18 protein-coding genes and 1 riboswitch are annotated in these 19,865 nt (G+C 43.5%); of the genes, 2 read left to right on the top strand and 16 right to left on the bottom strand.

Annotated features, from left to right (window positions below; all coding sequences use genetic code 11):
* Nucleotides 1–18: 18 nt before the first annotated feature.
* The 7 genes from xdhA to FXV78_RS11460 form a co-directional block, all read right to left on the bottom strand.
* A complete protein-coding gene (gene xdhA, locus FXV78_RS11490) occupies nucleotides 19–2,316 on the bottom strand; it encodes a xanthine dehydrogenase subunit XdhA (RefSeq protein WP_004844643.1) in 2,298 nt (765 codons plus the stop codon).
* A 40-nt stretch (nucleotides 2,317–2,356) separates the two neighbouring features.
* Nucleotides 2,357–3,643 carry an amidohydrolase family protein gene (locus FXV78_RS11485; protein ID WP_004844644.1) on the bottom strand — a complete coding sequence of 429 codons (1,287 nt, stop codon included), beginning with the start codon at nucleotides 3,641–3,643 and terminating at the stop codon, nucleotides 2,357–2,359.
* Between the two features lie 43 nt (nucleotides 3,644–3,686).
* A riboswitch (purine riboswitch) is annotated at nucleotides 3,687–3,783 on the bottom strand.
* 117 nt (nucleotides 3,784–3,900) lie between these two features.
* A complete protein-coding gene (locus FXV78_RS11480; protein ID WP_081448204.1) occupies nucleotides 3,901–4,851 on the bottom strand; it encodes an XdhC family protein in 951 nt (316 codons plus the stop codon).
* A 20-nt stretch (nucleotides 4,852–4,871) separates the two neighbouring features.
* A complete protein-coding gene (locus FXV78_RS11475) occupies nucleotides 4,872–5,891 on the bottom strand; it encodes a molybdopterin-binding protein (protein WP_004844646.1) in 1,020 nt (339 codons plus the stop codon).
* A 27-nt stretch (nucleotides 5,892–5,918) separates the two neighbouring features.
* Complete coding sequence (locus tag FXV78_RS11470; protein ID WP_004844647.1) at nucleotides 5,919–7,835, bottom strand: NAD(+) synthase; 1,917 nt, start codon at nucleotides 7,833–7,835, stop codon at nucleotides 5,919–5,921.
* Between the two features lie 37 nt (nucleotides 7,836–7,872).
* Nucleotides 7,873–8,748: an Hsp33 family molecular chaperone HslO gene (hslO, locus tag FXV78_RS11465; RefSeq protein WP_004844648.1), complete on the bottom strand. Its 876-nt coding sequence runs from the start codon at nucleotides 8,746–8,748 to the stop codon at nucleotides 7,873–7,875.
* 33 nt (nucleotides 8,749–8,781) lie between these two features.
* Nucleotides 8,782–9,573: a class I SAM-dependent DNA methyltransferase gene (locus FXV78_RS11460; protein ID WP_004844649.1), complete on the bottom strand. Its 792-nt coding sequence runs from the start codon at nucleotides 9,571–9,573 to the stop codon at nucleotides 8,782–8,784.
* 321 nt (nucleotides 9,574–9,894) lie between these two features.
* Between FXV78_RS11460 and mgtE the strand changes: the two genes are divergently transcribed.
* Nucleotides 9,895–11,226, top strand: coding sequence for a magnesium transporter (gene mgtE / locus FXV78_RS11455; RefSeq protein WP_004844651.1), 1,332 nt, complete (start codon nucleotides 9,895–9,897; stop codon nucleotides 11,224–11,226).
* 36 nt (nucleotides 11,227–11,262) lie between these two features.
* Here mgtE and nagA read toward each other — a convergent pair whose 3' ends face one another.
* From nagA to FXV78_RS18465, 9 genes are all read right to left on the bottom strand, one after another.
* On the bottom strand, nucleotides 11,263–12,474 hold the full coding sequence (gene nagA, locus FXV78_RS11450; protein ID WP_004844652.1) for an N-acetylglucosamine-6-phosphate deacetylase: 1,212 nt from the start codon (nucleotides 12,472–12,474) through the stop codon (nucleotides 11,263–11,265).
* Nucleotides 12,475–12,517: 43 nt separating this feature from the next.
* Entirely contained in the window at nucleotides 12,518–12,694 is a 177-nt protein-coding gene (locus FXV78_RS11445) for a hypothetical protein (protein WP_039960138.1), read from the bottom strand.
* Nucleotides 12,695–12,716: 22 nt separating this feature from the next.
* Entirely contained in the window at nucleotides 12,717–13,454 is a 738-nt protein-coding gene (locus FXV78_RS11440; RefSeq protein ID WP_004844654.1) for an ABC transporter permease, read from the bottom strand.
* Between the two features lie 54 nt (nucleotides 13,455–13,508).
* On the bottom strand, nucleotides 13,509–14,399 hold the full coding sequence (locus tag FXV78_RS11435; RefSeq protein WP_004844655.1) for a 4Fe-4S binding protein: 891 nt from the start codon (nucleotides 14,397–14,399) through the stop codon (nucleotides 13,509–13,511).
* Entirely contained in the window at nucleotides 14,392–14,481 is a 90-nt protein-coding gene (locus FXV78_RS19050; RefSeq protein ID WP_258143362.1) for a CD1871A family CXXC motif-containing protein, read from the bottom strand. Before FXV78_RS19050 ends, FXV78_RS11435 begins: the two co-directional genes overlap by 8 nt.
* 84 nt (nucleotides 14,482–14,565) lie before the next feature.
* Nucleotides 14,566–15,723 carry a TlpA family protein disulfide reductase gene (locus FXV78_RS11425; protein ID WP_004844656.1) on the bottom strand — a complete coding sequence of 386 codons (1,158 nt, stop codon included), beginning with the start codon at nucleotides 15,721–15,723 and terminating at the stop codon, nucleotides 14,566–14,568.
* A gap of 135 nt (nucleotides 15,724–15,858) precedes the next feature.
* Nucleotides 15,859–17,415 carry a MarR family transcriptional regulator gene (locus FXV78_RS11420; RefSeq protein WP_148844610.1) on the bottom strand — a complete coding sequence of 519 codons (1,557 nt, stop codon included), beginning with the start codon at nucleotides 17,413–17,415 and terminating at the stop codon, nucleotides 15,859–15,861.
* A 72-nt stretch (nucleotides 17,416–17,487) separates the two neighbouring features.
* Entirely contained in the window at nucleotides 17,488–17,670 is a 183-nt protein-coding gene (locus FXV78_RS18975; protein ID WP_004844659.1) for a hypothetical protein, read from the bottom strand.
* 452 nt (nucleotides 17,671–18,122) lie between these two features.
* Nucleotides 18,123–18,251 (bottom strand): hypothetical protein, encoded by a 129-nt coding sequence (locus FXV78_RS18465; protein ID WP_004844660.1) that lies wholly within the window; start codon nucleotides 18,249–18,251, stop codon nucleotides 18,123–18,125.
* A gap of 358 nt (nucleotides 18,252–18,609) precedes the next feature.
* Here FXV78_RS18465 and FXV78_RS11410 point away from each other — a divergent pair, with 358 nt between their 5' ends.
* Nucleotides 18,610–19,863, top strand: coding sequence for a DDE-type integrase/transposase/recombinase (locus FXV78_RS11410; RefSeq protein WP_004844662.1), 1,254 nt, complete (start codon nucleotides 18,610–18,612; stop codon nucleotides 19,861–19,863).
* Nucleotides 19,864–19,865 lie beyond the last annotated feature (2 nt).

Genomic DNA, 19,865 nt, shown 5'->3' with positions numbered 1-19,865 from the left:
GTTCACGACCTTTCCCCATTAAATCAATCCGTCTTCCCGGAATTTTGCAAACAGCCTGTGCGGATTCAGCGGAAGCTCATTGAGCCCGGATCCGGTTGCATTTAAAATCGCATTGCGGATTGCCGGCGCAACCGAACATACCGGCGGTTCTCCGAGAGCTTTCGTTCCGTAAGCACTGGTGGGCTCATAATTTTCCACAAACTCCCCGTGCAGATCGGGATGATCTTCAAATGTCGCCATCTTATAGTCCAGAAGATTATTGTCCAAAGGTTTTCCCGTTTTCTCATCAAATTTCAGCTCTTCGGAAAGTCCGAATCCAATTCCCATACTCATGCCTCCATGCACCTGCGCTTCCGCCAGCGCCGGATTGATCAGCCTTCCGCAGTCATGTACATTGACGATATTCGTCAGTGTGGCCCGGCATCCCGGAATATCTACCTCTACTTCCGCAAAGGTACAGCCGAAAGAGTAGGCATTATTTTTGATCTGATAGGTACTCTCTGCCGTGAGATGTCCGCAGTTAGTCAGGCTGTAGAGTTTTTCTGTTGCCAGCTCACCCAATGACATCAGAACACTGCCGTCTGTCGTACGCACAATGTTTCCATCTATAATATCCAGATTTTCTTTCATCTGCCGCGTCATCTCCACTGCCGTATCCAAAACATGACTTTTTAACAGCTCTGCTGTCTGCCGAATGGAAAATCCAGCCATATAGGTCTGCCTGGACGCATAGGCTCCAAGACCAAACGGTGTGATATCCGTATCCTGCATGGTCATCACATGAACCATATCAAACGGAATCCCCAGTGTCTCTGCCGCCATCTGCGCAAATGCAGTATCTGCGCCCTGTCCAATCTCCGTCTCCCCTACCTGCACCTGAATCGAACCGTCCTGATTCATGACCATACGGCAGGAGGATGTCTCCAGAGAAATCGGCCAGACACCGGTATTGTACCAGAATGCCGCCATTCCGATTCCTTTGCGGATATCCCCGGTTTGTTGTGCATATTCTCTACGTTTTCGCTCATAATCTACACTGACACTGCCTTTTTCCATGCATTCCCTGAAGGTATCATAATAATTGACATTTTTTGAAAATCCATCCGTATATCCTTTTGGCATCAGATATTTCCAGCGATATTCATACGGTGGAATCCCAAGTTTCACCGCAATGTCATCCGTATGGCTTTCCATCGCAAACATCGCCTGCGGAATTCCATAGCCGCGCATAGCTCCGGATACCGGTTTGTTGGTAAATACCGTGTACACATCTCCCTCAAAGTTCTCACACGGATACAGCTGCGGGAAAGATCCAAGAGCCTTTGCTCCAATGCTGTGTCCATGAGATGCATACGCCCCCTGATCGGAAAAGCACTCCGCTTTTCTTGCAGCGATCTCACCATTTGGACGCACATAAGAGATCAGATGTGTCCTGATAGCATGGCGTACCCGGTTACATACAAACGTTTCTTCCCGTGACACATCCAGCTTTACAAGCCGCCCGCCGACTGTCTGTGACAGATATGCACACAATGGTTCATATAGAATGTCCTGCTTGTTTCCAAAACCGCCTCCTATGTATGGCTTGATCACTCGCACATTTCCCCATGGGATTCCAAGCGCCTGCCCGACAACCCGCCTGCAGATATGAGGAATCTGCGTAGAAGAGACGATCACGTACCTGCCCTGTTCCATATACGCATAACAGATAAAATTCTCGATATGACAATGCTGCACGGTCGGTGTCTGATACCAGCCCTCCACTTTGATCAGCCCCGGCTCTTCTTTTGCTTTTTCAAAATCCCCTTTGTGGAGCGAAGTGTGTTTCAATACATTTCCCGGATAGTTTTCATGAAGCTGCGGAGCGTCCTCTTCCATTGCCTTTTGTACATCCAGCACAAACGGAAGGGGATCATACTCCACCTTGATCAGCCGCAGCGCCTGAGCTGCTGCCACTTCATTCTCCGCAACAACTGCTGCCACATCATCCCCGTAAAACCGCACATGCTCCGTTAAAAGCAGGCGGTCTTTGACATCCTGATGTGCAGGATCCGTAGACCACGGATGTCCCGCGGTCGGGAAATAATATTTCGGCACATCAAAGCAAGTCACGATCTTTACAACCCCGGGAAGTTTTTGCGCCTCACTGGTATCCACTGATCTTACGATTCCATGAGCGATATCCGCATGCAGTACCCGCGCAATATAAGCGCTTTTATCACACAGATCCTCCGTATATTTTGCCCGTCCGGTCACTTTTTCCAAAGCATCCACTCTCGTTACACTCTTGCCGACCACATGTTCTCTTTCCTCCATGATACGTCACCTCCGCAATTTATTTTGACATTCCCAATTTTTATTGCAGACAGATTTCTCTGCCTCGCACGTATTTCGCACGTACTTCTCTCTCATCTGCCAGATAAATCATTCTCTCCAGACGTGCTCTCACATCCAGATTTTGCGAATGCACAATTCTTGTGTCATCCAGGACAACTGCATCCAGTTCAAATCCCGGTTCAAAGCTTCCCACATTTCCAAAGAATTCACCGCCGCCTTTTGTGGCAATGTAAAATACTTCCTCCAATGTCAGTGGTTTTAAACTGTCATCCTGCATCCTCCAGCGCAGCTTGGAAGCCTGAATTGCAAGCGCCATTGCTTTGAACAGATTTTCTGTGGAGCCCCCTGCCACATCACTTCCAATTCCCACATGCATTCCTTCCTCCAGGAATGTCCGAACCGGCGCCACCCCCGATGACAAGTTCATATTGGATTCCGGACAATGGGCGATAAATACTCCGTTTTCTTTCATTCGCTGCCGCTCTTCTTTTCCGGAATACACACAGTGCGCCATTACGGTTTTGCAGTCTGCCCCAAACAATCCAAATCTGTCATAAGCATCCCCGTAAAACTCCGACCATGGGCAAAGCTCCTTCACCCAGGCAATCTCTCCCGGATTTTCTGATAAGTGTGACTGTACCGGAATCTGGTAATACATCTGAATTTTCTTTAAATTCTCCATCAGTTCATCACTGCAGCTCGGTGTAAACCTTGGCGTCAGAATCGGCATGGTATTCTGATATTTTTTATGCAATACATCCTTGATCCATTCCACTGTCTGAATCCCTGATTCTTCTGCCGATTCCTCTCTGAGATAATCCGGACAGTTGCGATCCATATTCACTTTTCCCACATACGTCACCAGTCCGCTTTGTTCCAGCTGATCCATTAAAAGCAGTGTGGCGTCTCTGTGGATCGTTCCAAAAATACATGCTCTTGTCGTTACACTTCTCTTTAGATTGTCAGTAAAGATACGATATGCACGCCGGGCATACTCCAGATCCTGATATTTTGCCTCCTCCGGAAACGTATTCGTCTCCAGCCATTCCAAAAGCTCCATATCCATTCCCATTGCCCGGAATGTATACTGCGGAGCATGCACATGCAGATCTGTCAGTCCCGGAATAATCAGACACTCCCCATAATCAGATACCGATACCTGTGCATATTCTGGAGGCACTTTCTCAAAAACCCCCTTGACCAGACCGCTTTCGCTGATCAGATAGTGATCCTTTAAGATCCTTAGTTCATCTTTATTTTTGCTGTATACAACATTCCCTTTTAATATAAAAACAGGTTCATTCATTGACTGACCTCCTACTCTTTCCGCCCGACTACAGACCGGGACTTTCCCATCCCACTCTGCTTATAGTCAGCTGTTTGCGGCAGCTGGTAGATACGTCCAACCAATTATGAACCTATATAAGCACCATTTTATGCAATTCGCACAATTATTGCTTTCACTATGTTAAATTTATATTAACATTCCCTATTTTGAATGTCAACAGCTCTTCCATGAAAAATGAATCCGGTATACGAAGTTACTGTGAACAGTAACGGATACTAAACTCGTTCCAGCATTACTTCAATCCGTCCACCGCAGACCATCCCTTCCTCTTCTGCAGCTTCCCTTGTCATATCCACCATACAAATCTGAAACCGCACTTTTTCTTCCCGCATCATCAGCAGTGCTTTTGTGATCACATCACTTTCCGCGCATCCGCCTCCGATCGTGTCGATCAGTGTTCCATCCTCCAGGATCAGCATTTTTGTTCCCACGCCTCTCGGTGCAGATCCTTTTCTGGAAATGATCGTTGCAAGTACTTTTTTCTGCTTTTTACAGTCCTCATCACACAGCGCCTCCAACAATTCTTTGGAATATCCGCATCCTTCTGCTTTTTCATGTTTCACCTGAATGATTTCTGCCATAACAGACACCGCAATTTCTTCCGGTGTCTCAGCGCCGATCTTCAGACCAATCGGTGTGTACACCTCATCCAGCTTCTCACGTTCATGTCCCTGCTCAAAAAGCTCTTCTTTGACGATCGCCACTCTGCGGCGGCTGCCCATCATTCCAATATAAGCATTTGGCTTCTCTACGATTGCTCCCAGACACACTTCATCATACCGGTGTCCTCTTGTCAAAATAATAAAATATGTATCTTCTCCTCCTGATATGCGTTCAAGTCCATGCTCAAAAGAATCGCAGATCACCACATCCGCGCCTGCCACTCTTGCATTGTCCGCAAATTTGGGACGATCCTCAAGAACCGTCACCTGAAATCCCAGCATTTTCCCCATCCGGATCATAGGTATGGACACATGACCGCCTCCGCAGATCACCAGCCTGGGCTGAGAACCTGCACGCTCACAAAACACTGCATGTCCCTCATATTGCTCCACCGGCTCTGTCACAAGTAATTTCTTTCCTGCCGATTCTCCCTCTAATACTGTCATAACAACACAGGAACCACTCTGCATTTTTTCTGCGAGAGAATTATAAAATTCACTCATCCTTTCACGCTCCTTTTTCATTACCCTTTCCCGAACCCGCAATTTGGAAACGTACACACCTCGCAGGACAGACACAGTCCTCCTTCTCCGAGTCTGTAAAAATCCTGATCCTGCAGCCGTTCTCCTGCCACCAGTCTTGGCAGTACCAGATCGAAGATTGTACGCCTTGCATACATCACGCAGCCCGGCAGGCCCATGATCGGAATCTCACCTTTATAGGCCAGCATAAACATCGCACCAGGCAAAACCGGGGCGCCATATGTGATCACTTCATCGGAAGCATTGCGGATTGCCAGCGGTGTCTTATCATCCGGATCGACACTCATTCCTCCGGTACACACAACCATCTGCGCACCTTTTTTGATCCAGTCATTGACTGCCTCTGTCACCATATCCGGTTCATCATTGCAGATTGTATTTCCAAGCACTTCTACTCCATATTCTTCCAGCTTCTGCCGGACCACCGGAGTAAATTTATCCTGAATCCTTCCGTGATATACTTCACTTCCGGTTGTCACGATCGCTGCTTTTTTCTTCTGAAACGGAAGGAGCGCAAAAACAGGAGTCTCTCCTGCTATCTCCTTTACCTGTTTCATTTTTTCTTCTTCGATCACCAGAGGGATCACACGCATTCCTGCGATCTTATCGCCATTTTTCACCGGAAAATTTCCGTGTCGGGAAGAAATACACATCTGTCCCATGGCATTGATCCTACACAGTTTCTCCTTGTCCACTTTCAGAACCCCGTCACACTGTGCCGTCAGCTCGATTTTTCCTTCTTTTGGCTTTGACGCATCCATCTGTGCATTCTGGCACACGCTGCGCAGGATCTCTGCCGCCTCATCTTCATGAAGCATCCCTTCTTGTTTTTCCCACACATACAGATGCTCTTTTCCAACGGAAAGGAGAACCGGAATATCCTCCCTTGTCACTACATGTCCTTTTCTAAAAACCGCATCTTTTACTACCCCCGGGATGATCTGCGTAATATCATGGCAAAGCATACAGCCCACTGCATCCTCGGTCTTGATCAGTTTCATACTTCTAAACACCTCTCTTTTCAATGCTTATAAGGAAATTTTCTCCAGATCACGCATCCACACTTGGGCACACGCATCGCTTGGCATTCTCCAGTCTCCTCTTGGTGAGAGTGCCACTGTCCCGATCTTCGGTCCGTCCGGCAGACAGGAGCGCTTAAACTGTTGGTTGAAAAATCGTCTGCAGAATGTTGTCAGCCATTTTAAAATTGTTTCTTTCTCATATACCCCTTCAAATGTCTGCATTGCAAGCCGATAGATCTTACCCGGCTCATATCCGAACCGCAGCATGAAATACAGATAAAAATCATGCAGCTCATATGGTCCCACCAGATCCTCAGTCTTTTGTGCGATATCCCCGTCTTTTGGAGGAAGCAGTTCAGGGCTGACCGGCGTATCCAGTACATCATAAAGGACTTCCTGCAATTTTGGATCCGCAGTCACGTCTGCCGCATATTTGACAAGATGACGCACCAGCGTCTTCGGTACAGAAGCATTCACTCCGTACATCGACATATGATCTCCATTGTAGGTTGCCCATCCAAGCGCCAGTTCTGACATATCTCCGGTTCCGATGACCATTCCGTTTGTCGCATTTGCAATATCCATCAATACCTGCGTACGCTCTCTCGCCTGCGCATTCTCATACGTTACACTGTGGTCTTTCGGATCATGTCCGATATCCTGAAAATGAAGACTTACGGAATCTGCAATTTTCACTTCCCGCAGCGTCGCTCCGAGCTGTTCTGCCATTTTGCAGGCATTCCGATACGTTCTGTCCGTTGTTCCAAAGCAAGGCATGGTGATCGCAAGAATCTCTTTTTTATCTTTTCCGATCATGTCAAACGCTTTTGCTGTCACAATCAATGCCAATGTGGAATCCAATCCCCCCGAAATACCAACTACCGCCGTGTTTGCGTGGGTATGGAGCAGACGTTTTTTGAGCCCCATTGCCTGGATTGTCAAAATCTCTTCGCATCGCAGAGCACGTTCTTTTTCATCCTGCGGCACGAACGGCTTTTTCGGAAACTCTCTTGTCAGTTTTGTCTCGCACACATCCAGAGGAAATGAGATTCTTGGCAGCACTTTCTCTTTTTCCATCGTAAATGTCGTGTTTTTCCGACGCTCACCGACAATCCTTTTGATATCCAGTTCTGTATAAATGATCTGATTTTCAAATCGCTTTAACTCTGCCAGGATACTGCCGTTTTCTGCGATCAGATTGTGTCCTCCAAATACAAGATCCGTCGTGGATTCCCCTTCGCCTGCATTTGCATAAATATATCCCGCGATCAGTCTCGCTGACTGTCCTTTGATAAGATCCCGTCTGTAGCTGTCTTTCCCGATCGTCTCATCACTTGCCGAACAGTTAACGATCACGGTTGCACCTTCCATTGCCGCACGGATGCTCGGCGGAATCGGCGACCACACATCCTCACAGATTTCCGCCGATACGATCAGCTCTTCCATAGAGGATGCCTGAAACAAAAGCCCCGGACCAAACGGCACTTTTTTACCGTTAAACAGGATTTCTCCCGGCACATCCGGTCCTGCCGTAAACTGACGCATCTCATAGAACTCACCATAGTTCGGAAGAAATGTCTTTGTCGTCAGTCCCAGGATTTCTCCCCTGCAAAGAGCTGCTGCCACATTGTAGAGCTTTGCATCCACCACAAGCGGCACGCCCACAAACACAAGCATGTCCTTCTCTCTTGTAAACTCTGTGATTTCAAGCAGTGCCTGTTTTGCTGCCTGCAAAAGTACATCCTGTGTAAACAGATCCCCGCATGTATATCCTGTGACACACAATTCTGGAAATACCACGATCTTTGCCTGATTGTTCTGTGCTTCTTCAATGGCACTGCATATCTGTTTTGTATTAAACGGCACGTCCGCCACCCGGATATCCGGTGTGGCAGCTGCCACTTTGATAAATCCCTGTTTCATTCTACTGCCTCACTTTCCCTATTTGGACACATCACTTCTATCTGCTTTTTTTCAAAAGTTCCTTCAGCTCGTCTACAGAAAATGTATAGGCGGTATTACAGAAATGACATTTTACTTCGATATCCTTTCCATCGTCGATCATCTCCTGAATCTCTTTTTTCCCGACACTGATGATTGCTTTTTCAATCCGTTCTTTAGAACAGTTGCAGTCAAATTTTGCAGGAAGTGTATCTGTGATCTCTACATCCAATCCCTCCAGAACGTGGTTCAGCATTTCTTCCGGTGTATGGCCATTGTCGAGCATTGCTGTCACAGACTGAATATTCTTGATGTTTTCTTCCAGCTTGCTGAGCACTTCCTCCTCAATAAACGGCATCACCTGTACGATAAATCCACCTGCGCATCGCACGGTATTGTCCTTTTCCATCAGCACACCCAGACCCACAGAAGACGGCACCTGCTCAGAGGTTGCAAAATAATAGGTCAGATCTTCTGCGATCTCTCCTGTCTGCAAAATCGTCTGTCCGGAATATGGTTCTTTGAGTCCCATATCCTTGATCACATTTAAAAATCCTGGTCCAAGCGCACCGCCTACATCCAGTTTTCCGTTCTTCGGCGGAAGCATCACATCCGGGTTGTGTACATATCCTTTCACTTCCCCCTTACTGTCTGCTGTCACTGTCATCCCTCCGATCGGACCTCCGCACTGCACCTGCAGCGTCAAAACATCCGTCGGATTCTTCATCATACTTCCCATCATCGCACCTGCTGTAAGAAGTCGTCCAAGTGCTGCTGTCGCAACCGGACTTGTATTATGCCTTGTTCTTGCCTCTTCCACAAGCTCTGTTGTTGATGCCGCAAACGCACGGATCTGCGCATTCGCTGCTGTTGCTCTTACAATATAATCTTTCATCTTATCTCTCCTGTTTCTTCTATTATAATGATTCTATTCTGCTTTTTTCACAGGTACCTTTCCCTGCTCTCTGGCGATCACATAGATTCGTTCACTGTTCTTAGAAGGCGGTTCTTTTGTAAACGCTTCGTATGCAGTCACAAACTGCAGTCCGGATTCTTCCACAATCCTTGTGATCTCTTCTAACGTATATGCTCTCTGGAAATGTGTCTCCCGGAATCTGCGATAGAGATCACCCTCTGTCTCACTTTCCGCATCTTCTCTGATGAACAGATTCAGTTCGTATTCATTGATCCGCTCTTCCTCATAATAATAATTATCCCAGATAAAACTGCAGTCCTCTCTGGATTCTGCAATGGTCTGATCCCCCAGAACCTCCCGGTACTTGTATTCTGTATTAAAATCAAAAATAAAAATTCCGCCCGGATCCAGATAATTATTCACCCAGCGAAATACCTGCTTCAATTCTTCCGGCTCTGTAATGTAATTCAGAGAATCACAGATACTAAATACCGCACCCACAGTACCATACAGTTCAAACTCCCGCATATCCTGAAGAAGATATAAAATCTCATGTCCTGACTTGATCTGCTTTTCTCTGGCGATCTCCAGCATTTCCTCGGAATTGTCCACTCCGATCATATCGTAGCCATCTGCTGCAAGAAGTTCCGTCATGGTTCCTGTTCCACATCCCAGATCAAGCACCAGACCGTCCTGCACGCCATACTCTTTTAACAATTCCTCCAGATAGCTTTTCCATTCTTCATATGGAATATTATCCATAAAGGTATCATACACTGCCGCAAAACTTGTATATGCATCCATTTTTCTGCTCCTTTGCTGATTCCTGTTGTTTCATTTTAGCATAACAAGGTGAAACTGTAAATCAATAACCCCTGTTTCCGTTACTGTTCGCAAATGTTCTGTTCCTGTTCACAGTAACAATATTCTTGACATCCTGTCTTTTTTTGAGATAGAATAAAAGCGAAAATTTGCTGCACACACCGTCATTGCTACAACAATGACGCTTTTTCTTTTGCAGATATTTTTAATACACGACAAAAGGTGGTGAGGTTATGGACGCTGGAGCCAGTCATCCTTCGGGATTTTTCAGAAAATTAAATAGAAAAAGGAGAGTAATGAACTATGAACAAAGAAATTTTTGTAAAACTCCTTGCGCAGCGCCAGTTCAAAGCTGTCAGAAGCATTCTGGATGTGATGAACGAAGTGGATATAGCCTCACTTCTTTCCGATCTGGAAGACAAAGAACTTGCACTTGCTTTTCGTCTCATTCCAAAGGATAAAGCCGCAGAAGTATTTGCCAATATGAATAATTCCATGCAGACTTATCTGGTAGAGATGTTTTCCGAAAAGGAGTTAAAAGAACTGCTCGATGACCTTTACATGGATGATACAGTGGATCTGCTGGAGGAACTTCCAGCTAATCTTGTCAATCGTATTCTGGACACTGTCAATCAATCTGACCGGAATCTGATCAATCAGCTTCTCAATTATCCGGATGACAGTGCAGGAAGTATTATGACGACTGAATACGTCGATATCCGGGAGACAATGACCGTTGCCCAGACCATGGCACATATCAAAGAGACCGGAATCCACAAGGAGACGATCTATACCTGCTATGTCACCGATCAGCGCAGACTGCTTGGAATCGTCAGTGCAAAAGACCTGATGACGACAGCTGATGACATTCTGATCCGGGATCTGATGCAGACAGAGATCATCTCCGTCACAACGCACACTGATAAAGAAGAAGTCGCACAACTGTTCACTAAATACGATTTTCTTGCCATTCCTGTTCTGGATCAGGATGAACGAATGGTTGGTATCGTCACATTCGATGATGCCATGGATGTTATGGTAGATGAAGCGACTGAAGACATTACCAAAATGGCTGCCATGAGCCCGAGTGAAACGACTTATTTTGATACTTCTGTTGCTGCGCATGCCAAACATCGGATCGCCTGGCTTTTGATCCTGATGTTTTCCTCTACCATCACCGGAAGTATCATTACCAAATATAAAAATGCATTTGCCGCAATCCCGCTCCTTGTATCCTTTATTCCCATGTTGATGGATACCGGCGGAAACTGCGGTTCTCAGAGTTCTACATTGATCATCCGCGGAATTGCACTCGGCGAGATTCGTTTTTCTGATCTGTTCCGGGTCATGTTTAAAGAATTCCGTGTTTCCCTGATCGTAGGTGTAGTACTTGCACTCGCCAATGGACTTCGTATTCTGATCATGTATCGAAATGCCGGACTTGCGCTGGTAATTGGACTTTCTCTTGTAGCTACTGTCATCATCTCGAAACTGATCGGCTGTCTGCTTCCATTGTTTGCAAAAAAACTGCATATGGATCCGGCCATTATGGCATCCCCGCTGATCACAACACTGGTCGATACCTGTTCCATTTTGATCTATTTCAATATTGCGACAAGAATCTTCCAGTTATAAAAATGGAGGACCGTCTCAAACGGTTCCTCCTCTTTTTTATGCTTCTATAATCTCTCCCATACTGATGGTTTTCTTCAACTCATAATTTCCATCCTGAGAATTTTCTAAAATCACGAAATCTGCATCTTTTCCGACTGTGATCTCACCTTTTTGTGTCAGTCCGAATTCTTTTGCCTGGTTTCCGGAACTCATCTGCACTGCCTCTTTTAAAGAAGCATCCGTAAATTTCATGATATTTCGGAACGCATCAATATACGTAAGAACACTTCCTGCAATCGTGCCGTCTTCCAGTCTCGCTGTGCCGTCTTTGACATAAACGGTCTGACCGCCCAACTCACTCTTTCCTTCCGGCATTCCTTTTGCACGCATAGAATCTGTAATCAATTCGATTCCGTCACTGCCTTTTACTTTGTATGCCATGTATACCATCTTTGGTTTAATATGGATTCCGTCACAGATCATCTCAGCTTTCACACCATCTGTCAAAAGTCCATATCCTGTCACACCCGGTTCTCTGTGGTTGAGCCCTCTCTGCGCATTATAAAGATGTGTCACATGACATGCACGACAGCCACAAAGCTGATCATAAGTCGCGTTAGAATGCCCCGCACTTGGCACGATTCCATTGGCAAGACACCAATCCTCAAATTCTGTATCCGCTTCTTCCGGAGCATAAGTCACGATTTTAATCCGGTTTCCGCTCAGTTCATTCCAGTGTTTTAAGACTGCTGCATCCGGCTTCTGGATATAAGATGCATCCTGTGCACCCTTGTAATTCACGGAAATAAACGGTCCTTCCAGATGGATTCCCTGAATGATCGGGTTCTTCTCTGCCGCTGCTTTGATATTCTTCATGGCACTTTCAATATTCTCTGAAGTCTGCGTCATCGTCGTGCAGAAATAAGAAGTAATTCCTTCTTTTGCAGCCATCTGTCTGACCATCCAGTCAATCTCATCTGCCGATGCATCCATGCTGTCCAGACCATATCCTCCATGGCTGTGTACATCAATGAATCCCGGAATCAGATACATTCCTTCCACTTCTACAATCTCATCCTCTTCTCTTGACACAAAATTCTGCATGGAGCCTACCTCGGCGATCGTCTTTTCATATCTTACAAATCCATCCTCAATTACTCCATTCCCCGTATAGATTGTCTTATTTTTTATTACTTTCATCACATTTTTTGCACAGCCGCCCCAGACTGGTCCTGTGCACTCCTTTCTGGTCTTTCTGATGTTTATCATAATACCAGACAGGTATTCTGTCAAAGTAATCTTGCAAGATTTATCATTTTATCATCCGATATTCCATCATCTCATATGCAATATGGCAGCCCTCCTGAATCTCCGGAGGGAGCAGTGCCATTGCCACACACTTTTCTTCTGCATTTTCATCTTCCAGTTTTTGCAGATACGCATACTCTCCGTCTATTCTGATCACTCTGTAATCAATTCTCTCAAACATGTAAATTCTCCTTCCTTTTTTGTTATTGTTCACAGTGACTTTTTTCAAGCATATACAGTCCTGCGGGAACCGCAAAACTGATTCCTGCCAGACAACACAGGCCGACAACCAGCCAGATCAACGGATATTGAAATACAAAATACGAAAGTTTTGTTTCCATATACGTTTTGATCCATTGTAACATGACACTTCCAATTGTCACAAGCAGAACTGTCACCGCACAAAAATAGTATCCGCCTTCCATCATGAAAAGCATACGCTTCTGCCGTTTCGTCATTCCCACACTTTCCATGATCCCCAGTTCCTTTTTTCTGGAAAGGATTCCTGTAACCACGATATTTAAGTAATTCGTCACTCCTGCCATCAGCAGCACAATACTGATACTTCCAAAAATAATCCGATTTCCCTGGATATAATCTTTGGCATTTTCCAGTAATTCCGACTTGCTGATACAGAAGATTCCCGCTTCTCCACTCTGATCCTCTACTCCTGCTGCGGACACGTTTCCCCGCCTTTTGTTTTCTTCCTCCAAAATATTTTGAATTTCTTTCCGAACCTCTGCCTCTTTTTTGTTTTCTACATTCAGTTCCATGTAAAGCGTCTTTTTCTCTGTCGGAATCTTTGCAAAGCCTTTCTCACTGATCAGAAAATAAATACTTCCTCCGCTTCCATGCCACGTCTGACGGATATCTGGAAATCCTTCTGCCCGGTTGTCCAGATATCCGCTCAGACAAAATGCCGGCGACTGTTTTCTCTGCATATTTTCTGCTTCTGTCTGCTCATCCCACTATATTGGTTTCCTAACTACTCCTCTCTATTTTCTTACTCCATAACTAATTGCATCCACTGGACAAGCATTTTTACATCGTCCACATCTGATACACTCCAGATGATTGCAATTCTCAACTGGATCTATATTCATTTGGCAAACTTTTTTACATTTTCCACAATTAATACACTTATCCGTATCCAATCTATATCTAAATATTGAAATAGGGTTAAAAATTGAGTAAATAGCTCCAAGTGGACATATATATTTACAAAAAGGTCTATATATAATTATAGAAAGTAACAAAGTAACTATTAGAATGATTCCTTTCCAATAATACAAGAAACCTATCGCATTTCTCATACTTTTATTTAATAAAACAAGTGGTAATCCTCCTTCCAGCATACCAATCGGACAAATAAGTTTACAAAAATACGGAGAACCCTGACCTAAAATATCAACCAAAAATAAAGGTAATATTATTACAAATACAAGTAATATTATGTATTTCAATTTTCTCAAATGTTTATCAAACTTAAATGTTTCAACTTTTTTAAAAAAGGGAATCTTATGTAGCAAATCTTGAATCAATCCAAATGGACACAGCCATCCACAAACAAATCTTCCCACCAATGCTCCTATAAAAAACAAAATCCCAACTATATAATAACTAATCTTATATTTTGAATTTCCAATCACTGCCTGTAGTGATCCTATTGGACAAGAACCTTTTGCTCCCGGGCATGAATAACAATTCATACCTGGAACACAAATTTTCTTTAAATTCCCACCGTAGATTTTACCAGTCTTAAACCCTTCAAAGTAGGAATTAGTAATTAAAAACCAAACGGATTGAAATAAATGCCTAAAACGATCTCTTATTTTATATTTATCTTTTTTTGTACTACCATTTATAATATTTTTAATTCTATCCAATTCCAATACACTCCATACAAATTCTTATCGCCTTATCCAAGACAACTTTAGTTTCTCCATTACTATGACCATAGTAAATCATCGCCATACTAATAAAGATAATTAATAAAGACAAGGCACGGCTTTTTAAAAATTTATTAACCATATACCAATCACCGCTTTACTTTTATTTATTTTTTATTTTTTCCAATTCTTTTTCAATTACCTGCTTCCATTCCTTTGCACTCTTTGCCCCAGAATAAGTATCACCTACAATATTTCCATTACTATCAACAAAGAAAGTCTCTGGCATAGCCTGTATACCATTCAATCTACCATTAAAGTTTGTCTTATCTGGCATTAAGAAAGGATATGAAGCCTTTGTCTTTTCATGTATTAACTTTGACTTTTCAATTGCTTCCTTGTTTTCACCGGTATCATCAACAGTATCTGTAACAACTCCAACGATATTTACACCCTTGCTTTTCATTTCATTCTGAACCTCAACCAAATCAGGAATTTCCTTTACACAAGCTGTACACCAAGTTGCAAATACATTTACCATAGTAAGATCATACTTCTCAAAATCTTTACTTGTAAAATCCTTGCCATTTATGTCCTTTGTTGATAGTTTACGTAAATCTTTAACCGATTCTTTGTTAAATGCTTCTGTATTTTCTAAATCAGTTTTTTCTGATAGCACAAAACCATTTTCAGGACGTTCTTTTTTATCTATAATTTGAATCTCAGTTCTTTTTAATTCATCCAGAAGATTACTTTCAGCTCCGCTATTTGTGCTTAAATAGCAATCGTATTTTCCATCACTTGAAACTCCTATTTTAGTATGAGTATCACATTTTGTAATTTTAGATATTTTTTCTTCTGATGTATTTTTTTCGAATATACCAATAGTCCCAATTCTTTCAAGCTCATTTTGCCAATTTTTATATCCATCGCCCATCTTTTCTATAACTGCATTTTTTTGTTCTTCTGTCATTTTTTCAAATGTCAAAATAGCATACTTTAGTTCTTTATCTATAGGACTTTGATCATCTAACATCGCTATCTTTTTATCAGCTATATAATTTCTAAATTTGTCTGAGAGTTTAAATTCAAGCCCTAAATATTCATAAACATATTCTTTCTTTGCCTCCAATGTATAATCTGATGGCTTAAAAGTTTCATTTTTGCCATTTGCATTAATTGACATGCCTGCCTCTTCAGAACTTATGGATTGTCCTTCTTTAATTTTATTGTTTTCATTACTTTTTTGACACCCAACTGCGTTTAAGCTCAAACATGATGCAAGTAATAGGCATGCTCCTCTTGATACTATTTTTTTCATAAATTATTCCTCCTTTATTTTTTACACAATAGCATTTTATATCTACTTTCAATAACATTCTACACACCTTTTATGAAACGTTGATGAAATATAATTTTTTATTTTTCCAAACTATGGTATAATTCATTAGGCCACTTATAAATGATTTTCTACGCAAAATGGCAAAATTTCGGCATCAGGAAAATCAAGACGTAAGGCCGGAACAAGGATAAGGTTTTTTATCGATAAACCAGCAGCTATGATCTCTTTTCCAAGAGCCGTTATCAAATATTTATAGGATCCTGGGATTTTTTCAATCAGTTCATGGACTTTCAGACGTTTAAAGATCCTTGTCATGGCAGACGGAGTGATTTTCGGAAGATGCTGGCGGATCTGTTTTCCTTGTATCCCGAATGTCATGTATTCCCCTTTGCTGATAGCTTCCAGTACAGACAGATCACGGGAATCAAAAAAGTTGAATCCGCGATAGGTTCGTTCCTTTTCCCTCCGGGAATGACTGACTTCATCCAATTTCTTCCTGCCGCTGCTGTGATCATCAAAGGATGAGATAAATTCAAGGTATCTGTAATTCGTAGATTTCAGGATTGTGAATAACTGATATAAACTGTAAATACTCTTTTTTAAAGGGGCTTTCCGAATATCGGATGTTCCATCCCTATGCTGAACTTCCCGCTCCACACGGAACGTACTGATATCATTGCAGGTGCTTTCAATTCGCAGTACACAGCCAAACTTGTCATACATTTTTATGGACACATCACCCATGTGGTGCTTGATCCTCGTTCCGAGGATGCGCTGATTATAGTTTGTGCCAATCTCTTTGGTACAGTTATAAGTGATTCGCTGTCCAAGGAAAGTGGCGATGTTGTCAGGCTTCACAGTATATATCGCAGTGTGGATGATTTCATCATAGATTGGTGCCAGGTATTCCGGCTTACGGAACATGATATCCGTGGCACATTCGATCTGCTGAACCGTCCAGGTATAACCCAGCCCGAGAGATTCCGGAACGGGACTGTAGCGTCTGGCAAAGACATCGAGAACTTTATGGAGCCCTTGCGGGTTGATACGGTCAGAAAGTTTCTGAGCAGTTTCAATATCGGAGATTTCAAGGAACGCGTTGTCCTGCATCCGGTAAGAAAGCTGTTTTTTATCAAGCTTATAGGCGAGCAGGTTATGACCGTTCATGTAAAACTGAAGACGGAAAGGCGGCCATGTAGGGACACGAAGATAGCAAAGGCCAAGTTCCCTGTCGATAAAATAGAAATAGTAATGAAGACACTTGCTCTGGTCAAACTTCAGGAAGGTCTTCCCAGTTGTTTTATCATGCCAGGGCCTGTAGGTATTACAGCATTCCATAGCAGAAAAGATATGGATCAGACCTTCCGTTTTTCCGGTTTCGGCAATGATGTTCTGGATGCGGTCATCTTTTCGAAAAGCATGGAGTTTTCGGATGAACTCAATTTCCATTCCATTTTCGTGATCAATCTTTTCCGCATTCTGACGGACCTGTTCCGTAAGGGGCTGGGAGAAACTGGTGGGATAATCAAAAATACGGATACCGTTGAGTTTCATATAGGCAGTCATTGCTTCCGCATGGCTCCAGTTTGGGATATATCCCTGAATGATCATGCGGTCATAACAGGTAATGATGCCATGAATTTTATCAGCGTATTTATCAGTGAGTAACATATAAAAACCCCCTTTTTCTTTAGAATAACACAAGGGGTAGAAAATAAAAATAACTTTTCCGGTTTATCCGGGTTAGGGTATACATGCTCGAATTGAATTATATGTCCAGTATTTCCCATCATGGTAATTCTTTCCCGATTTTTTATTTATTTCTATCCAATAATTGATCTGCTGTAGTACAAGCGCTTCGTTTAATCCTAATTCTCTTGCAAGAGTTTTATTTGCGACTATAGGTTGTTCATCAAATAAATACATACCATCAAACACTCCTTCCTATAATTTCAAGCCCTAATTTATTGATTTTTGGGCTTTTTCTTTAAATATTCACCTCAAAACAAGGGCTTAAAGTGTAGAACAGTCATTGTATCCTGTACTGAATAGTTGAAAATGGTATTATCAAGCACACTATAACAAACTTATTTTTCATCTTTAAGGCGTAATAAAAGAGGTCTTAGAATAAAGGAATCTGACGTATTTTCCATCAAATTGTTTTATCCTGAGACCTCTTGTGTTATCATATGGTTTTGTAACCATGAAATTAAGAAAGCAGAAACCTCCCCTACCAAAGTTTAGTTTCTGCCTTCACCTAAACATAGCTCTCGCTACATTCATACATACCTATGATAACAGTTAAAACAGAAAACTACAACCTTATTTCTCAGGATTTTTACAATAAAACAATAGATTCCCTTGATCTGAACCTTATTTCATGTGTCTGCGGTCACTCCGGCTGTCTCATCCGTCATGGCTCTTATAAACGCAGCATCCAGCTTGCTGACAGGATCCTCTCCCTTTCCGTTGTTCGTGTGTACTGCAAAATCTGCGGACATACCCATGCATTACTGCTTTCATCCATGGTCCCGTATTCCCAGATCCCCCTGGCCCTGCACGTCCGTCTGATTCAGGCTTATGAACATGAAACCGGATTCCGGAACATACTGGAAGAACAATACCTCGTGGATGAAAACAACCTGAAATCCATCATCCGGAACTACCGCTTACATTGGAAGCAGCGGCTGCTCTCCATGAGGCTTTACCTCCCCGATATCCCCAGCCTGATTTCAGGATGCTTTTCCCTCTTTTCCAGACAGTTCATGCAGATTAAATCAACCTCCAATAAACTTTTTATCCTGCCAACATAACCTTACACGACAGGTCTGGTTTTATCCCTTATCCTTTAGAAAAAGGAGGCAGATGAAATCTATGAAACAAGAAAAACAACAGGAAATCGCACTGATGCGCTATGGCGCCATCGCACCGATTATTGCAGGACTTGATGAACGTTATCCAAGCAAGACCGCTTTTTACACGGAAATTTCTGCAAAAGGACTCATGGAACCCGATGGGAAGCTCCATCATTATGCTCCCGCCACCATTGAAAAATGGTATCTGGACTATCAGAACCATGGTTTTGAAGGTCTCGTCCCGAAAGGGCGCTCAGATGCCGGCATGAGCCGCAAGCTTGACGAAGAACTTCAGGAGAGAATCCGGTATTTCAAGACCAACTATCCACGCATGTCTGCGGCCGCTATTTACAGGCAGCTGAAATCCGATGGCTCTGTAATAAACGGACAGGTATCCGAATCCACCGTCAGCCGCTTTGTGAAACGGCTTCAGTCGGAACTGCGGCAGACACCGAACAAGGATATGCGCCGCTATGAACGCCCTCATATCAATGAGGTCTGGTGCGGGGACAGCAGCGTCGGTCCCCGCCTTACAGATTCGGATGGCAAAAAACACCGGATCTATATCATTGCCCTGATCGATGATGCCAGCCGGTTCATTACCGGGATCGATGTGTTCTACAATGATAACTTTATCAATCTGATGTCCGTTATGAGATCAGCCATAGCAAAGTACGGGCGCCCCAAAGTTTTCAACTTTGACAATGGGAAATCTTATAAGAACAAACAAATGGAACTCCTGGCTGCAAGGATCGGTACAACACTCAGTTACTGCCAGCCATACACTCCTACCGGAAAAGCCAAGATCGAGCGATGGTTCCGGACCATGAAGGATCAGTGGATGGCAGCCCTTGATATGCGGGATTTCCATTCACTGGAAGAACTGAGGGGAAGCCTGCATGCTTTTGTCCAGAGATACAACCAATCCCCCCATTCTTCCCTCCACGGGCTGTCCCCACAGGACCGCTTCTTTTCGGAACCGGAACAGATCCGCAGGCTTTCTGAGGAAGACATCACCCAAAACTTCCTTCTGGAGATTGAACGCCGGGTATCTGCTGACAGTGTGATCGTCATCGACCAGATTGAATACGAAGTTGATTACCGTTTTGCACGGCAGCGCATCCGTCTGCGCTATTCTCCGGATATGAAAGAGATCTTCATCGTGGAATCGGATGGAACACTAACCCCGATCCGACTTCTGAACAAAACGGAAAACGCATTGATAAAAAGAGAAAAAGTACACTTATGTAAAGGAGACGAATGAGC

The sequence above is a fragment of the Mediterraneibacter gnavus ATCC 29149 genome (genome assembly GCF_008121495.1).
GTDB lineage: Bacteria > Bacillota > Clostridia > Lachnospirales > Lachnospiraceae > Mediterraneibacter > Mediterraneibacter gnavus.
This window is presented reverse-complemented; position numbering and strand designations above follow the sequence as displayed.

Excerpts from the sequence above, each read along its gene's own strand:
- mgtE (WP_004844651.1), top strand. The coding sequence starts at position 9,895 with ATGAACAAAGAAATTTTTGTAAAACTCCTTGCGCAGCGCCAGTTCAAA.
- xdhA (WP_004844643.1), bottom strand. The coding sequence starts at position 2,316 with ATGGAGGAAAGAGAACATGTGGTCGGCAAGAGTGTAACGAGAGTGGAT.
- FXV78_RS11460 (WP_004844649.1), bottom strand. The coding sequence starts at position 9,573 with ATGGATGCATATACAAGTTTTGCGGCAGTGTATGATACCTTTATGGAT.
- FXV78_RS19050 (WP_258143362.1), bottom strand. The coding sequence starts at position 14,481 with ATGATTTACTATGGTCATAGTAATGGAGAAACTAAAGTTGTCTTGGAT.
- FXV78_RS11470 (WP_004844647.1), bottom strand. The coding sequence starts at position 7,835 with ATGAAACAGGGATTTATCAAAGTGGCAGCTGCCACACCGGATATCCGG.
- FXV78_RS11485 (WP_004844644.1), bottom strand. The coding sequence starts at position 3,643 with ATGAATGAACCTGTTTTTATATTAAAAGGGAATGTTGTATACAGCAAA.
- FXV78_RS11475 (WP_004844646.1), bottom strand. The coding sequence starts at position 5,891 with ATGAAACTGATCAAGACCGAGGATGCAGTGGGCTGTATGCTTTGCCAT.
- FXV78_RS11440 (WP_004844654.1), bottom strand. The coding sequence starts at position 13,454 with ATGCAGAGAAAACAGTCGCCGGCATTTTGTCTGAGCGGATATCTGGAC.
- FXV78_RS11425 (WP_004844656.1), bottom strand. The coding sequence starts at position 15,723 with ATGAAAAAAATAGTATCAAGAGGAGCATGCCTATTACTTGCATCATGT.
- FXV78_RS18465 (WP_004844660.1), bottom strand. The coding sequence starts at position 18,251 with ATGGGTATGTCCGCAGATTTTGCAGTACACACGAACAACGGAAAGGGA.
- FXV78_RS11410 (WP_004844662.1), top strand. The coding sequence starts at position 18,610 with ATGAAATCTATGAAACAAGAAAAACAACAGGAAATCGCACTGATGCGC.
- FXV78_RS18975 (WP_004844659.1), bottom strand. The coding sequence starts at position 17,670 with ATGTATTTATTTGATGAACAACCTATAGTCGCAAATAAAACTCTTGCA.
- FXV78_RS11420 (WP_148844610.1), bottom strand. The coding sequence starts at position 17,415 with ATGTTACTCACTGATAAATACGCTGATAAAATTCATGGCATCATTACC.
- FXV78_RS11480 (WP_081448204.1), bottom strand. The coding sequence starts at position 4,851 with ATGAGTGAATTTTATAATTCTCTCGCAGAAAAAATGCAGAGTGGTTCC.
- nagA (WP_004844652.1), bottom strand. The coding sequence starts at position 12,474 with ATGATAAACATCAGAAAGACCAGAAAGGAGTGCACAGGACCAGTCTGG.
- FXV78_RS11445 (WP_039960138.1), bottom strand. The coding sequence starts at position 12,694 with ATGTTTGAGAGAATTGATTACAGAGTGATCAGAATAGACGGAGAGTAT.
- hslO (WP_004844648.1), bottom strand. The coding sequence starts at position 8,748 with ATGAAAGATTATATTGTAAGAGCAACAGCAGCGAATGCGCAGATCCGT.